Origin of the sequence: Streptomyces sp. NPDC046870, from assembly GCF_040704595.1 — a bacterium.
GTDB lineage: Bacteria > Actinomycetota > Actinomycetes > Streptomycetales > Streptomycetaceae > Streptomyces > Streptomyces argyrophylli.
Genome location: NZ_JBEYXM010000010.1, coordinates 231,191 through 245,775 on the forward strand (window position 1 = coordinate 231,191; position 14,585 = coordinate 245,775).

Consider the following 14,585-nt stretch of genomic DNA (forward strand, 5'->3'; position numbering starts at 1 on the left):
GGGCCTCACGCCGCCTGTCCGACATCGGCACCGCCGGCCGCCGTCGTCAGGACGACGTTGTGCAGTTCCTCGCCCCGTGCGTACCGGCGCAGTTGCCGGCGCAGGAAGTCCTCGGTCATCGCCGGGAACGCGTCGGTGAAGGCCGCCACGTGCGGGGTGATCAGGACGCCGGGCAGGTGCCACAGCGGATGGCCGGGCGGCAGCGGCTCCGGATCGGTGACGTCGAGCGCGACCCGGATCCGGCCCGCCCGCACCGCCTGGACCAGCGCGCCGGTGTCCACCAGTTCGCCCCGGGCGACGTTCACCAGCAGGGCACCCTCCTTCAGGAGGGCCAGCGCGTCCGCGCCGAACATGCCGCGCGTCCGCTCGGTCAGCGGCGCGCACAGCACCACCGCGTCCGCCGTGGGCAGCAGTTCGCGCAGTTCCGCCGCCCCGTGCACACGTCCGGCCGGTGTGGTGCGCGCCGTGCGGGCCACGAGGACCGCCTCGCACCGGAACGCGCCGAGCCGGGCGGCGACGGCCGCGCCGACGGCGCCGTAGCCGATGACCAGGACGCGCTTGCCGACCAGCGAGGTGCGGTACTCGGGCCGCCAGGTCCCCTCGGCCTGGCGGGCGCCGAACACGTCGAGCCCCCGGGACAGGGCCAGCAGCAGGGTGACCGCCAGTTCGGCGGTGGCCTCGCGGTGCACGCCGCGCCCGGTGCTCAGCCGGGTTCCGGGCGGCATCGCGTCCAGCAGCGGCAGCATGTGGTCGTAGCCGGAGCTGAGCAGCTGAAGCACCTCCAGGTTCCGCATCCGCGGCAGGACGGGGCGCAGCACGCGTTCGGCGCCGGGGACCGGCGGGCCGACGAGGAAGCGGACCTCGGCGGGGTCACCCGGCAACGGGCCGGACCCGTCCCAGTACGCGTAGGTGAGCTCGTCCGGCAGGCCGGGTGTCCGGCTGCGGTGGTACGGGAGCCAGACGGTCGTGCCGTCCTTCATCGTGCATCAGCTTCTTCCCGCTCAGGTGCCGCGTGGAGCGGCACCGACGTGCGGCCGTTCGTACGGCGGTGGGATGTCCGCGCCGGACCGCGTCCCCGCGGAACCTGTCCACGCGGCGACGGTGTCCGGGACCGCCTCGGTCGGCATGTACTCGTTTCCTCACTTGTGAGAACGTATGTGTCATGCGTGGGGGTTCATGTGAGGCTCGTCACCCGGGCGTGTGTCTGGCTTCCCCGGTCTGCACACGTGTCGACATGCGGCCCGCTCACTGCGGGTGGGGCGGCGGTTCCGGGTCCAGCGCACGGTAGCGGCCGCGGTGGAAGACGAGCGGTTCTCGTGCGGGATCCGCGCCGAGCGCGAGGACGCGGCCGACGACCAGGGTGTGGTCACCGGCCTCGTACTCGTCCCACAGCTCGCACGAGACGAACGCGCACACGCCGTCCAGCCGTGGTGCGCCGCCCGGGCCCGGCGACCATCCGACCCCGCGGAACCTGTCGTTCCCGGAGCCGGCGAACGCGGCGCTGACGTCCGCCTGGCCGGCGGCCAGGACGTTGACCCCGAAGGTGCCGGCCGTACGGATGCGGGGCCAGGTCCGCGAGGTACGGGCCGGGGAGAAGGAGACGAGCAGGGGTTCGAGGGAGAGGGAGACGAAGGACTGGCAGGTGAAGCCGAGCGGGCCGGCCGGCCCGCCGGCCGTGACGACGGCCACGCCCGTCGCGAAGTGCCCGAGCACCTCGCGCACGGCGCCCGCGGTGTCCGCCGGCGCGCTGAGGTCGAACATGTGCCTTCTCTTCTTTCTCGCCCGCCGGGCGACGGCCATGGGCCCGCCCGGCGGGCGTGGGAGCGGGTACGGGGCCGCGGGCGGTGCCTCAGACCATGGGGCTGACCGGGCGCTCGTCGCCCACCAGCGCACGGCCGTACATCTCCTTGGCGAGCCCGGGGTTGAGCGTGGGATGCCGGCACCCGGTCTCCAGATCGCGCCAGTGCCGCTGGAGGGTCCTGGTGAGCGAGAAGCTGCCCGCTCCGCTGACGGTCAGCAGGGCCTGCATCGCCTGGCGCAGGCACGTGGAGGCGTGTCCCGCGTCCATCCGCACCCGCGCCCGTTCGACCAGCGTGGGGGTGCTCCCGGAGGCCGCCGCCGTGGCGATGAACTCCGCCGAGCGCCTCAGGTGCAGGTGGGCGGAGTCGACGAGCGTGGCCGCCTCGGCGAGCGCCGCCTGCACGCTCGGCGAGTCGGCGAGCCGGGCGTGCAGCGACATGGCCATCGGCTTGCCGCTCCCGACGGTCTCCAGGGTGAGCCGGAGGGCCGCCCTCGCGATGCCCAGCAGCGGTCCCATGGAGACGACCGTCATGGACCCCGGGGGAATCCGGTACAACGGCTCCTCGGGCAGTCCCCGGCCCTGGAGGACGTCGGCGAAGCGCCGGAGGCGGTGGTACGGGACGAAGACCTCGTCGGCGACCAGGGTGTCACTGCCCGTGCCGCGCATGCCCGCCATGTCCCAGGTCTTCTCGATGGCGAGGGCGGAGATCCGCACGAGAGCCAGTCCTCGTTCGGTCCCGGCACCCGCCTCCCCGGGCAGCGGGACGCCGAGCAGGGCCCAGTCGGCCTGGTGGCTGCCGGACGCCCAGGCCCAGGAGCCGGAGACGAGCAGTCCGCCCTCGACGGGCGCGGAGGCGACACCCGTGCCGGCGAACACCCCGCACATGGCGACGTCGGGGCCGTCGCCCCACAGGTCCTGGCAGGCCCGCTGTCCGAAGGAGGCGGCGATCTGCTGTGCCACGTACGAGACCATCACCACCCAGGCGCTCGACGGACAGGCCGACGCCACTTCGGCCGTCACGTCCAGGCTGTCGGCGGGCGCGAGCTCCTCACCGCCCCAGCGCTTCGGCACGCCGAGGCGGAACAGGCCCGCCTCCCGCAGCGCCCGCTCGGCCTCGGGCGTCAGCCGGCTGTCGCGCTCGGCCGCGTCCGCGGCACGGCGCAGCACGGGGGCGATCTCTCGGGTCGCCGCCACGAGCCGGCGGGTCGGATCGGTGAGCGGGGCGCGCTCGCCGCTGATCGATGCGGTCATCACCACTCCAGGAACAGCAGGATTCGGACTCACGGGTCCGGTTGCCACCGCCAGCATAACCGGACTCAAGGGTCCACTTGTACCGGCGCTCCCTGCGCTCCCGGCGACGAAGCACGGCGGGAGACACGGCGGGAAACACCCCAGGAGGCACGGCAGGCACAATGAACGGGTGAATCCGGTGCAGACGACTCCGCAGCAGAACGGGCTGGACGCCCCCCGCAGACGGGCCGACGCCCGGCGCAACCACGAGCGGGTCTTCGCCGCCGCACTGGAGGTCTTCGAGGAGCACGGGCTCCAGGGCACCGTGCCGCAGGTCGCCGAGCGCGCCGACGTGGGGAAGGCGACGGTGTACCGCAGCTACCCGACGAAGGAAGACCTGGTGGAAGCGGTCGTGGGACACCGGCTGGCGGAGCTGGAGCGGGTCACCGCGCCCGCTCTGGCCGAGGCCGAGCCGGCGCGGGCCTTCGACACCTACGTCCTGCTGCTCTTCGAGAACCTCGCCCGGGACCGTCTGCTGTCCGAGGTGCTCGCCGAGGGGCGGTCGACGGCGTACACCGGTCCCCTGCTCCAGCGGCTGGCCGCGCTGATGACGGAGGCCAGGGCCGCCGGCCGGGTCCGCCCGGACGCCGTCCCGCTGGACCTGCGCGTGGTGCTGTGCGGCATGTGCCTGCAACTGGTCCGTCTCGAGGAGCGGGATCCGGCACTGTGGCGCAGGTACGGCGAACTGACCCTTCAGGCGCTACGGCCCTGAACCCGTCACGGCCTCAACGGTCGGACCCCGCCGGTGCCGCACCCGGCCGCCGCCTGCGTGCCGGGGCGGTCGGGTACGACGCCCCCGGGGTCACGCCACGGGGCATGGCGACCGGCGCCACGTCCGGGTGTGCGGCAGCCGTGCGGAAGATCTCCGCCCAGGACGCCACGGCCGGGCGGCGGCGCAGCAGCGCCCGGCGCTCCCGCTCGGTCATCGCGCCCCACACGCCGTACTGCTCGCGGTGGTCCAGGGCGTAGGCCAGACAGTCCAGCCGCACCGGGCAGGCGGCGCAGACGGCCTTGGCCTCGTTCTGCGCGGCGCCTTCGGCGAACATCCGGTCGGGCTGCGCCCGGCACAGCCCTTGGCCGACCCAGTCCATGCCCGCCTCGCTCCCCTGCGGCAGCCCGGCCGGGCCGCCTGCCGCGTCCGTACACACGTATCGAAGGACACGGACGACACTAGCCCACATGTTCCCCAGTCGGCGCACCAATGACACGTGTCTCCAGTGGTCGCGGACGGTGGCCCCGGACGGCCGCGGATGGCAAGGTACAGCTCGTACGGGTGCGCGCCACCGCGTCCGACGCCGTCAGGGTCACGGTGAAGACCGCGCAACAAGAGCATTTCCGGCCATACCAGGTGACGAACTTCATGAGGTGCATCTAGTCTTTCGACTCAAGGCGGCTCGCAGGGCGGCGGGCCCGCCGTGGAGCACGATCACTTGCCCAGGAGGCCGCACGGAGCACGCACACGCGCGGTCCCGGGGCCCCGAGGAGAGGCCACGGGCAGAAGCGCCGCCACGGGGAGAGCGACGACGTCCTCGTCCCCGCGCCGGCGCGATCCGTGCGCACGGGCGCGACAGCGTCGGGCGGGCCGGTTCAGCGGGGAAGGGAGTGGGGGACGGTGGAGTCGATCGACAGGACGATGGTCGGCCGCGAACACGAGCAGGAGGTGCTGTCCGGCTTCGTGACGGCCCCGGGGGGCCAGGCTCTCGTCCTGCGCGGCGACACGGGCGTCGGCAAGAGCGCCCTGCTGGACCACGTCGCCGACCTCGCCGCCGGCGAGCGGCACCGGGTGATCAGGGCGACCGGGGTCGAGGCCGAGTCGGAACTGCCGTTCGCCGGCCTGCACCAGTTCCTCTACCCGCTGCTCCCCCACCTGGACCGGCTGGACGACAGCCACCGAGGGGTCTTCGATGTCGTCTTCGGCCGGAGCGAGGGCCCGCCCCCCTCGGTCATGACCCTCGGCATCGCCGTCCTCGACCTGCTCTCCCTCGCGGCGTCACAGGAACCCCTCCTCCTGGTGCTCGACGACGGCCAGTGGCTCGACACCTCCAGCACCGAGGTGTGCGGGTTCGTCGGGCGGCGGCTCACCGGCAGCTCGGTGAAGCTCGCCGTCGGCCTGCGCTCCGACGTGCCCTCGGGCTTCGACACGGCCGCGCTGCCGCAACTGCCGGTGACCACCCTGTCCGAGAAGGCCTCCGAGCAGCTCCTGGACCTGCACCACCCCGGGCTGGACCCCGGGGTCCGCCGTCTCGTCCTGGACGAGGCGCTGGGCAACCCGCTGGCACTGCTGGAACTGCCGCCCCACCTGCTACGCAGTGGCCGGACGGCGGGCGACCGGGACGAGACGGTCGGGTACAGCGGCGTCCCGTTGCCCCTGCGCCTGCGGCACGTCTACGGCGCCCGCATCCAGGCCCTCGGCGACGCCGTACGCGCGGAACTGCTGCGCGGCGCCCTGGACGGCGTGGGAGCGGGCACGGCCGCGGGCCGTACGCGCAGGACGCGCTACCGCATGAGGGACGCCGACGAGGCCGCGGCCTGCGGACTGCTGGACATCGACCCGCTCAGCGGCGAGTTCGTCTTCCGGCACCCCCTGGTGCGCTCGACGGTCGTCCAGACGGCGACCCCCAACGAGCGGCGCACGGCCCACGCGGTGCTCGCGCACGTGCACCGCGACGACGTGGAACGGCGTGCCATGCACCTGGCGGCCTCGACGGTCGACCCGGACGAGGAGGTGGCGGCCGCGCTGGAGGCGGCGGCCGACTCCGCGACCCGGCGCGGCGGCTCCCAGGCCGCCGTGGCCTGGCTGACCCGGGCCGCGGAGCTGAGCGAGGACCGCGAGGAGCGGTCCCGGCGACTGGGCAGCGCGGCGTTCATCGCCGGTCACGCCGGTCTGCTGGACCGGGCCCAGCAGCTGGTCGGCTCCGACACCGCGTCCGGTGGGACCGACTCTCCGGCCTCGGTGGTCGTGTCGGCCTACGGCGCACTGTACGAGGACGGGGACGTCCGCTCCTCGCACCGCCAGGTCCTGGCGGCGATCGAGGGCGTCCGGGACAGCGGTGTGACAGAGCCGAACGAGGTGCTCACCCGGCTGGTGAACCTGCTGCTCGCGATCGACCAGTACGCCAGCGACGAGACGTCGTGGGAAGGGACGCACGCGCTCCTCGGCTCCCTGGGCGACCTGGTGTCCCCGCTCTCCCGCGTCTACGAGGACGCGTGGGGGGACGTGGTCCGGCGCGGTGCCGGGGTGGCGGACCGGGTGGAACGCGCCTTCGCCGACCTCCGCGCACTCGAACCGTGGGACATCAGCCGGCTGTCGGTCGCCGCGTACCACGTGGACACCCTCAGCCGGTACCGGCCGCACCTCCAGCGCATCGTCGACCGCGAGGTGGAGACGGGGGCCACGGCGTCCGGCATGATCATGCTGCACCTGATCATGCTCGACCAGATGGCGGTCGGCGAGTGGGACGAGGCCGAACGCACCGGCCGGCGCGGCCTGGAACTGGCGGCATCACGCCACCACGCCCTGTTCGCCCATCACACACGGGCCTACCTCGGTCTGCTCGCGGCGATGCGCGGCGAGGGGGAACGGGCCCGGGAGCTCCAGGCCGCCGTCGACGCCTGGGCCCGCCCCCGCGGCGTCGGATTCCTCACCCAGATCGCCGACGCCATCGGCACCACCGCCGCCCTCAGCGAGGGCGACTACGAAGCCGCCTACCTCCACGCCATCGGCATCACGCCCCCCGGCACCTTCACCCCCTACGCCCACCAAGCCCCCCGCACCCTCCTGGACCTGGTCGAAGCCGCCCTGCACACCGGCCGCACCGACCAGGCCCGCGCCCACGCCCTCGCCGCCCAGCGGGCGCGACTGCCCGACATCTCCCCCCGCCTCGCCCTGATCACCCACGGCGCCCTCGCCATGACCACCACCGACCCCACGGAAGCCGACCACCACTACCAGCAGGCCGAAACCCACCCCGCCGCCGCCACTTTCCCCTTCGAACACGCCCGCATCCGCCTCGCCCACGGCATCCACCTCCGCCATACCCAGGGACGCAAGGCGGCGCGGGTGTCGCTGACCGTGGCCGCGGAGACGTTCGAACGGCTCGGCGCACCCACCTGGACCGAACGGGCACGGGCGGAACTGCGCGCCACCGGTGCGGCCACCGTCGCCTCCCCGGCACACCTGGCCGAGCTGACGTGGCAGGAACGCCGGATCGCCGATCTCGCCGCCGGCGGCCTGACCAACAAGGAGATCGGCCAGCGGATGCACCTGTCACCGCGCACGGTCAGCTCCCACCTCTACCGGGTCTTCCCCAAACTCGGCATCACCTCCCGCGCCGCCCTGCGCGACGCCCTGGGCACCATGCCCGACAGCCAGGACATGTGAGGCCCGGGTGTGACCGCGTGGCCCACCGACACGGCCCGTCGGCGGCGCCGCGGTCAGCCCTCCGTGGGGTGGCCGCGGATGCCGTACCCGTCCAGCCAGCCGAGCACGTAATCGGCGACGAAGCGCCATCCGCCGTCGACGACCAGCGAGTGACCCCGGTCCGCGAACTGCTTCAGGTCGGTCACGGCGGTGGTGTCGCCGTACTGCTTGTACACCGCGCGGGTGGCCGCGTCCGGTACGAGTCTGTCCTCCTGCCCGGAGATCAGCAGCAGCGGGCCGCGTTCCGGGTTGGCCACGTCCGCCACGGCGCGCGGGCTGCGGGGCGCACCCGTGCACCCGATGTCGGCGAGCAGGCGCCGCGGCGCCGGCACCGCGTAGCGGTCGAAGAGCAGGTCGGACTCCTCCGCCTTCACCGTGTTGGCGAAGACGCGGTGGAACTGCTCCGCCGACAGGGACACCAGCCGCCCGGCGGGATCGTGCTCGGCGGAGCAGGACAGCCGGGCGGCGGCCCCGGGCGGCGGCACGTCGTCGATCAGGACGCCGTTGATCGGGGCGGGCGCGATGGCCACCGCGGCACGACCGACGTCGGCGGTGATGAGGTGCTGCGCGATGAGACCGCCGACCGAGTGCCCGACGATCACCGGCGCGGTCTCGAAGGACCGCACGATCTCGGCGTAGTGGTCGGTCAGCGCGTCCAGACCGATGCCGCCGAGCGGTTCCGGGGACTTGCGCACGTCCGAGGCGGCCGCGGCCTCCCCCGGCCATCCGGGCGCGAGGGCGAGGAAACCCCGGCTGGCGAAGCGTTCCGCCCACGACTCCCAGGAGAGCGCGTGCAGCCACGCGCCATGGATGAAGACGACGGGAGTACGTTCCACGGCTGGCTCCTCCGAGCATGACGACCATCCGGCACCGGAACACCGGCGACCGTTTCAGCATCGTTCAGGCACGGATCAAGGGCGACAGTCGAATGACTTAATGTTCGCGGCCGTGGCACGCGGGCCCGGACCGGCCCCTCAACCCGATCCCCGGACAGGACGCCCGGAGACGGAGAGCGGTCCGCCTGGCGGGCGGCCGTCACGGCGTTCACCGTCACTGCAATGCGTGTTCGACGGTCAAGTTACTTATGTACGGCGGTCCCGCGACGGCGAGAGTGGGTGGGGCCAGCCTCCGCCCCAGGGAAGGATCCACCCGTCATGAGCGGCTACCAGCCAGGTGTACAGGCCAGCCGAACGGCATCGCACGGTCGTCCTCGGCTGAGCTTGGACATCGAACGCGTGCTGGACGTCTCCGCCCGGCAGGCGATCAGGGCCGAGTTCAGCTACGATCCGGAGCGCCCCTTGATCGTGTGCGTGGAGTTCCTCATCGCAGGCGGCCCGCGCGTCCTGTGGCGGATCGGCCGCGACCTCCTCCACCAGGGGCTGTACTCGATGAGCGGCTTCGGTGACGTACAGGTCTGGCCGACGCACCTGGAGGAACGGGCCACGGCGCGGCTCCAGCTCGCCTCCGGTGACATGGCCGCGCTGTTCGAACTGCCGGTGCCACCGCTCGCTGAGTGGCTGGAGCACACCTACGAGCTCGTTCCCGCCGGTCACGAGCTGGCCGGGATGGACTGGGACACGACCGCCGCGGACCTGCTCGACGGCCGGGAGGCCGCGTCCGACTGATCACGCGGGACGCTCCCGGCCCGCGGGACGTCGGGCGGCGACGAGGACGGGGCCGCCCGGAACCGTGGGGAACGTCCTCGGCTCCTCCAGCCCGAGGGCGACGAGCTCGTCACTCATGCGCGCCGTGTCGAAGGAGTTTCCGCCGCCACGCGTCGCGGTCCACCGGCCGACCGAGCGGCGCAGCGCGTCCTCGGCGGCGGGGTTGGTCCCCGCCACCAGCCACGCGCCCGGCACCAGAGCCGCGGCCAGGCGCGGGAGAGCGGCCCGCAGCGCCTCCTCCGAGAGGAAGGGCGCGGGCAGCCAGACCAGTTCGTAGCGCTCCTTCTCCGACAGCTCCGCCGCGTCCTGACGGCGCAGGCGGACCCGGGCGGCGACGGCCGGATCCGCCGCGGCGAGTTCCGCTCCCGCCAGCTCCAGGGCCCGCTCCAGTACGTCGATGCCCTCCACCCGGGCCGCGGGGAAGCCGGCGGCCAGCACCACGGCCAGCGCGCCGACACCGGTGCCCACGTCGAGGATGCGGCTGCCCTCCGCCTGAAGCCGTTCGGCGCACCCCGGCAGCTCCGGCACGACCTTCCCGGCGAGCGCACGGCCGGTCGCGGCGGAAGCCCGCCCCTGGCCGAGGAGCACCTCGTCGTCCTGGGCGCCCCATCCGGGTCCCGCGGAGCCCTCCGCGTCCGAGGCGGCGGCGGAGACGGCCTGACGCAGCGAGCTGAGCTTCGCCTCCACCGCGCTGCGTGCGGTCAGGGCGTCCGCCTGGAGGAGCGAGGGGTGGACGGTGAAACCGTCGGCGTCCCTGCGGACCAGACCGACGCTCTCCAGGACCGCCGTACGCCCCGGGTCGCTCGCGAGCACGTCCCGCAGGGGCTGCGACAGCGCCTGCCGCTGGGTGCTCACCACGGCGGCCATCGCCCATGCGGCCGCCTCCAGGGCGGCCACCGGGTCCTCACCGAACGGCAGGGCGCCGCCCGCAGCAGGGCCGGTGTTCGGTGGCGATGCGGACACGGAAGCCTCCGGAGAGCGCTGTTCTACGACACATGTCTCTTCATGCTGGGACACACACATGCTGCCACACACGGAAACACGCACGGAACAGCGCCGAGTGTGCTTCGTTCCGTCCCGGGAAGCCGACCCGCCCGGCTTCCGTGAGGTCCGCGCGATCGGCATGCTGTGTGACCACCCACACCTTCCTCACCGGCCGTTGCGCCGCGCGCCCGGGCACGGCAGAGTGCTTCGCTGCCGCATGCGCCAGACGAGCCATGTGCGTGCGCGGCGGCTCGGCGTCACGGACGAACCGGAAGGAACACGCGTGAGCACGATCTCGGTCCGGGGATTGGCGGTGGCCACGGCCACCACGGTCACCGCTGTCGGAAGCGTCGTCGGCATCGCCTCGGGCAGCACCGCGCAGACCAACGACGCCGGGGCGACGGCAGCGGACGCGACGCTCCTCGTGGACATACCCGCGGGTCAGCAGGCGCAGGTGCAGACCGCGTCCCTGACGCAGCAGGCCGACGCGCAGGCCATCGCCGCGGACGTGAGCGCCAGGAAGGACGCCGAGGAAGCGGCCCGCAAGGCCGCCGCCGAGACGGCGATCGCCAAGAAGGAGCTCGCCGAGAAGGAGGCCAAGGAGCGCGCCGAGGCGAAGACCGCGGCCAGCCGTGGGACCGACGTCCGCGACTCCTCCGGCTTCCCGGTCCAGAGCAGCTACACCGTGGCACAGATCCAGGCGATGGCGCGCCAGATGGTGGGCGGCGGCCAGTTCCAGTGCTTCAGCAACATCGTGACCCGCGAGTCCGGCTGGAACTACCGCGCGGTGAACGCCTCCTCCGGTGCCTACGGTCTCTTCCAGGCCCTGCCCGGCTCCAAGATGTCCTCCGTCGGCGCCGACTGGCAGACCAACCCGGCCACCCAGATCAGGTGGGGCCTGAACTACATGAACAGCGTCTACGGCAGCCCCTGCCAGGCCTGGACGTTCTGGCAGGCCAACCACTGGTACTGAGGCCCGTCGGCCGAGCGGGACGGCACCTGCGGGCGGCGGCCTCCCGGACGCACGTGAACTCCGTGAGACCGCACCGCTCGTCGCCGTAGCGGAGGAATCCCGGCCCGCGCCCGGCCGGGGAGCCCTGCCTCAGGGAGTGGATGTCGCTATGGCCACGGAACCGGACTGGGACCGGGGCGTCTTCGCTCCCGGCTTCTTCGGCGCGATCGTGCGCGGGTCGACCGCTTCCCCCGGCGCTCCCTCGCGGTACAGGCCGTCGGGCAGGCTGTCACGGTCGTGGGGCAGCAGGAAGAACACCCGGCGCTTGTACAGGCCGCTGTCCGGGTCCGGGGAGGCGTCCTCGTCCAGCAGCGCGTACCCGACCATGCGGCCGTCGCGCGCGTACGGCGGCTTGGTGTTGCGCCGCCTTGTCTTGTCCAGCGCCTGACGGACGTAGTCGAGCCGTTCGAGGTTCTCCAGCCACACCACCTCGGCCTCGTGGATGAGGTCGCTCTCGGTCAACAGCGAACTCATGGCTGCAGCCTCTCCTTCGTCGGCGTGCTCCCCGGCCATGGGACATGGCCGGGCATCTGTCCGTGTCGCTCCGGCCCGCCCTTCCCCGGGGGACGGGCCGCTTCTCGGGGGCTCACCGCATCCGGGGCCCGCTCACCATCGTAGAGCGCACTCCGACGACCGTGTAGGCCACGTGGTGGAGAGAGCAGACAAACGGAGGCCGTCATGAGTGCTCCAATAGGGCGATGCCAGGATAATATTTCCGGCCATTTGACTTGATCATATCGGCGGGCGAGGCCACACCCACCTCCTGGCGGACGCGGTTGGCGAAGGCCCGGGGCGTCGCGGGCCGGATCCCCTCGCCCGCGTTGCACCACGAGCTGTACTCCGAGTAGAGGAGCCCCTGCTCCACCCTCAGGTCCTTCCCCTCGCCGTCACGCGTGCAGCATTCGGCGAGGAAACGGCCGATGTGGTCCTCGGTGGTGGCGTAGGCCGTCGTGGCGATACGGACCCTGTCAGGGCCCTCCAGGGGGTCCCTGGTGCGCAGGTAGCGCTGTGCCCCCTCGATGAGCCAGTGGAGGATTCCCGGCCCCTCGTCACGGACCAGTTCAAAGGCGAGGTTGTCGATCCTGCGGTGCGCCGGAACCGTCCGGGTGAAGGGCAGCAGCCGGATGCGCCGCCAGAACGCGAAGCCGCCCGTGGACACCTCCGGACGGTGGTTGCCCAGCAGCCACAGGTGGTGGGTCGGGGTGAACGAGAAGTAGTCCTGCCGCATACGCCGGGCCTTGATCTTGTCGCCGCCCGTCAGGAGGCGGACACGCGCCTCGTCGAACTTGTCGTTCGGCTTCAGCTCGCTGCACACCACCAGGCGGCGCCCGTGCAGTTCGGTCAGCTCGGTGGAGTGCTCCGAGAAGGCCCCGCGGTCCATCAGGAAGCCCGGCGGAGCCGCGTCCGCGTAGTCACCGAGGATCTGGATCATGATGTCGAGCAGCACCGACTTGCCGTTCTTGCCCTCACCGTGCAGGAAGGGCAGCACCTGCGCGCCCACGTCGCCGGTGATGGAGTAGCCGAGCAGCAGGTGCAGGAAGTCGATCATCTCCCGGCCCTCGTCGTCCTCGCCGAAGGTGTCGGCGAGGAACCGGTGCCAGCGCGGGGTCTCCATGGCCTGCGGGGCGACGCTGGTGGCACGGGAGTGGAAGTCACGGGTGGGATCGGGCTTGCGGAGGTGCCCGCTGTGCAGGTCGACCACTCCGACGGGGGTGCACAGGGCGTAGGGGTCCCCGTCCAGCCTGTCGGGGGCGACGGAGATGTCCGGTGAGGCCTTCGCCTGGGTGAGGAGCGCCTTCAGGCCGGTGGTGGACAACGTACGCCGCTTGTGGTTCGCCAGTTCCCGATCGCTGAAGACCCCCCGCGGGTCGGTGGCCGGCATGTCCTCCGCCATCTCCCCCGCGGCCCACAGCGCGGCCTTCTCCCCTCCCCCGCGCTTCCACCGATAGCCGTCCCAGGCGAACCAGCCCAGTCCCTCCACATGCCGGAACTGATCGCGGTGCATCTGCACGAACAGGCGCGCGTTGCCCCGGTCCGAGAGGGAAGGAGGCAACAAGGGAGCCGAGGAGGCGGCTCCGCTGCCGAACGACGCCACAGGGGCGTTGACGAAGCCCTGCGCGGGCAGACGTGCGGGCGCGGCCACCACTTCCACCGTCTCCAGGTCGAGCATCTGCTGAGCGGCGGCCTGCGGATCAAAGCGCGGTGAGCCTTCGGCGCTGCTGCTCATGGACGTCCTTTGAGGTGAAGAGGGCGGACGGACCCTACGGCAAGGGCGTCGTCGACGATCTTTTCATTCCTGGTCTGCTGCCACGGCCGGGCGTAGGAAGCGACACGGACAAGTCGGTCACGAATGGTGGCGTGGTCCAGATGCCCCGCCCCGACCAGGCCACCAGCCGTGTAGGCGGCGCGGTTGAGCTTCTCGGTGAACCCTGTGCCCTCGGAGGCGGCGGCACACTCCGCGACACTGGCGATCAGGGGGTCGAGCAGCCGCTCCGCGGAGGCGCCTCGGCCCCGCGGCCGGGGCCCCGGGGGCGGAACGGCGGCCACAGCGGCCACAGCGGGGCGCTCGGACCCGAGCACGTGTCCCGTACGACGCAGCTCGCGCTGGAGCCATTCCGGGAGCACGGCAGGGCGGCGGGCCGCTCCCTCCGCGCGGTACACACCCTGCGGCGTGCGGGTGCCGGGGGCGACGATGTAGCCGCCTTCGGCCCGTACGTCGACCTGCCAGGCGAGCGCCGTATGGCGGGCGGACCCGGTCGAACACCTGTACCGCGTCGCTGTGTCGGGATTGCGGTACCAGACGTGCAGACCACCTGAGGGAGTACGTACGCGCAATGTGTTCTCGTCCTCGGCAGGGGAGGTTTCACCCCGATAGGCGGCCAGGAGAGCCAGCGTGTCGAAACCTGAGGCCAGCCCGGCGAGCTGCACCTGGTCGGGGATCGGGATGCCGGGGAGGAGCCGTCCCCGGTCCGGCACGGGGGCCTGGTGGGCATCGATGTCAACCACGACGAGGCCGGCGGGACCACAGGCGACCCCGACGCCGGCGGCGGGCGTGTCGCCCCACCAACGCTCGATGAGGCCGGGATCCGTGGTGGCGGCGTGAAAGCCGTGACAAGGCCGTCCTGCGGGGATACACGGGCACTCCGCCGGTTCGTGCCGGCGACCCGAGCAGCCAGGGCAGTTGCCCACAGGGGTCTTGCGTCCCGGTGTCAGCGGGTGAACCGGCCAGCCCTGGGCCGCACACCAGCGCGCGACAGCCCGCGGCGACACGTGCGCAACTGCGGCTGCACTAGGGCTGCTCTCGTCTTCGCGGCGCACGGGAATCGTCCTCGTCACTTCTGTCTGCCCGATCACTTCACACACCTGGCGTGGGACGTTGCCCCCACCAGGGACCGAAGGGACTCTGATGCCAAA

Annotated in this window: 13 protein-coding genes; 4 read left to right on the top strand and 9 right to left on the bottom strand. The window is 72.6% G+C overall.

What is annotated here, in order from left to right; all coding sequences use genetic code 11:
* Positions 1-5 precede the first annotated feature (5 nt).
* The 3 genes from AB0946_RS23050 to AB0946_RS23060 form a co-directional block, all read right to left on the bottom strand.
* Entirely contained in the window at positions 6-980 is a 975-nt protein-coding gene (locus tag AB0946_RS23050; protein ID WP_366762511.1) for an NAD(P)-dependent oxidoreductase, read from the bottom strand.
* Positions 981-1,245: 265 nt separating this feature from the next.
* Positions 1,246-1,761 (bottom strand): flavin reductase family protein, encoded by a 516-nt coding sequence (locus AB0946_RS23055; protein WP_366762512.1) that lies wholly within the window; start codon positions 1,759-1,761, stop codon positions 1,246-1,248.
* An 88-nt stretch (positions 1,762-1,849) separates the two neighbouring features.
* A complete protein-coding gene (locus AB0946_RS23060) occupies positions 1,850-3,052 on the bottom strand; it encodes an acyl-CoA dehydrogenase family protein (RefSeq protein WP_366762513.1) in 1,203 nt (400 codons plus the stop codon).
* Positions 3,053-3,221: 169 nt separating this feature from the next.
* Here AB0946_RS23060 and AB0946_RS23065 point away from each other — a divergent pair, with 169 nt between their 5' ends.
* Positions 3,222-3,803 carry a helix-turn-helix domain-containing protein gene (locus AB0946_RS23065; protein WP_366762514.1) on the top strand — a complete coding sequence of 194 codons (582 nt, stop codon included), beginning with the start codon at positions 3,222-3,224 and terminating at the stop codon, positions 3,801-3,803.
* Positions 3,804-3,816: 13 nt separating this feature from the next.
* Here AB0946_RS23065 and AB0946_RS23070 read toward each other — a convergent pair whose 3' ends face one another.
* The gene (locus tag AB0946_RS23070; RefSeq protein WP_366762565.1) at positions 3,817-4,182 is read right to left on the bottom strand and encodes a WhiB family transcriptional regulator; all 366 of its coding nucleotides are present in this window, start codon (positions 4,180-4,182) and stop codon (positions 3,817-3,819) included.
* A 542-nt stretch (positions 4,183-4,724) separates the two neighbouring features.
* Between AB0946_RS23070 and AB0946_RS23075 the strand changes: the two genes are divergently transcribed.
* Positions 4,725-7,472 (top strand): AAA family ATPase, encoded by a 2,748-nt coding sequence (locus AB0946_RS23075; RefSeq protein WP_366762566.1) that lies wholly within the window; start codon positions 4,725-4,727, stop codon positions 7,470-7,472.
* Positions 7,473-7,525: 53 nt separating this feature from the next.
* On the opposite strand, the gene AB0946_RS23080 is transcribed toward AB0946_RS23075, so the two are convergent.
* Positions 7,526-8,347 (bottom strand): alpha/beta hydrolase, encoded by an 822-nt coding sequence (locus tag AB0946_RS23080; protein ID WP_366762515.1) that lies wholly within the window; start codon positions 8,345-8,347, stop codon positions 7,526-7,528.
* A gap of 318 nt (positions 8,348-8,665) precedes the next feature.
* Between AB0946_RS23080 and AB0946_RS23085 the strand changes: the two genes are divergently transcribed.
* Entirely contained in the window at positions 8,666-9,136 is a 471-nt protein-coding gene (locus AB0946_RS23085; protein ID WP_366762516.1) for an SsgA family sporulation/cell division regulator, read from the top strand.
* On the opposite strand, the gene AB0946_RS23090 is transcribed toward AB0946_RS23085, so the two are convergent.
* Positions 9,137-10,138, bottom strand: coding sequence for a methyltransferase domain-containing protein (locus AB0946_RS23090; RefSeq protein WP_366762517.1), 1,002 nt, complete (start codon positions 10,136-10,138; stop codon positions 9,137-9,139).
* 304 nt (positions 10,139-10,442) lie between these two features.
* Between AB0946_RS23090 and AB0946_RS23095 the strand changes: the two genes are divergently transcribed.
* Entirely contained in the window at positions 10,443-11,132 is a 690-nt protein-coding gene (locus tag AB0946_RS23095) for a transglycosylase SLT domain-containing protein (protein ID WP_366762518.1), read from the top strand.
* 129 nt (positions 11,133-11,261) lie between these two features.
* On the opposite strand, the gene AB0946_RS23100 is transcribed toward AB0946_RS23095, so the two are convergent.
* The 3 genes from AB0946_RS23100 to AB0946_RS23110 all read right to left on the bottom strand — a co-directional run bounded on the left by AB0946_RS23100 (position 11,262) and on the right by AB0946_RS23110 (position 14,534).
* Positions 11,262-11,645 (bottom strand): DUF6009 family protein, encoded by a 384-nt coding sequence (locus AB0946_RS23100; RefSeq protein ID WP_014669013.1) that lies wholly within the window; start codon positions 11,643-11,645, stop codon positions 11,262-11,264.
* Positions 11,646-11,847: 202 nt separating this feature from the next.
* Positions 11,848-13,398 (bottom strand): phage/plasmid primase, P4 family, encoded by a 1,551-nt coding sequence (locus tag AB0946_RS23105; RefSeq protein WP_366762519.1) that lies wholly within the window; start codon positions 13,396-13,398, stop codon positions 11,848-11,850.
* Positions 13,395-14,534: a bifunctional DNA primase/polymerase gene (locus AB0946_RS23110; protein ID WP_366762521.1), complete on the bottom strand. Its 1,140-nt coding sequence runs from the start codon at positions 14,532-14,534 to the stop codon at positions 13,395-13,397. Before AB0946_RS23110 ends, AB0946_RS23105 begins: the two co-directional genes overlap by 4 nt.
* Positions 14,535-14,585 lie beyond the last annotated feature (51 nt).

Excerpts from the sequence above, each read along its gene's own strand:
- AB0946_RS23050 (WP_366762511.1), bottom strand. The coding sequence starts at position 980 with ATGAAGGACGGCACGACCGTCTGGCTCCCGTACCACCGCAGCCGGACA.
- AB0946_RS23055 (WP_366762512.1), bottom strand. The coding sequence starts at position 1,761 with ATGTTCGACCTCAGCGCGCCGGCGGACACCGCGGGCGCCGTGCGCGAG.
- AB0946_RS23060 (WP_366762513.1), bottom strand. The coding sequence starts at position 3,052 with ATGACCGCATCGATCAGCGGCGAGCGCGCCCCGCTCACCGATCCGACC.
- AB0946_RS23070 (WP_366762565.1), bottom strand. The coding sequence starts at position 4,182 with ATGGACTGGGTCGGCCAAGGGCTGTGCCGGGCGCAGCCCGACCGGATG.
- AB0946_RS23075 (WP_366762566.1), top strand. The coding sequence starts at position 4,725 with ATGGTCGGCCGCGAACACGAGCAGGAGGTGCTGTCCGGCTTCGTGACG.
- AB0946_RS23085 (WP_366762516.1), top strand. The coding sequence starts at position 8,666 with ATGAGCGGCTACCAGCCAGGTGTACAGGCCAGCCGAACGGCATCGCAC.
- AB0946_RS23100 (WP_014669013.1), bottom strand. The coding sequence starts at position 11,645 with ATGAGTTCGCTGTTGACCGAGAGCGACCTCATCCACGAGGCCGAGGTG.
- AB0946_RS23105 (WP_366762519.1), bottom strand. The coding sequence starts at position 13,398 with ATGAGCAGCAGCGCCGAAGGCTCACCGCGCTTTGATCCGCAGGCCGCC.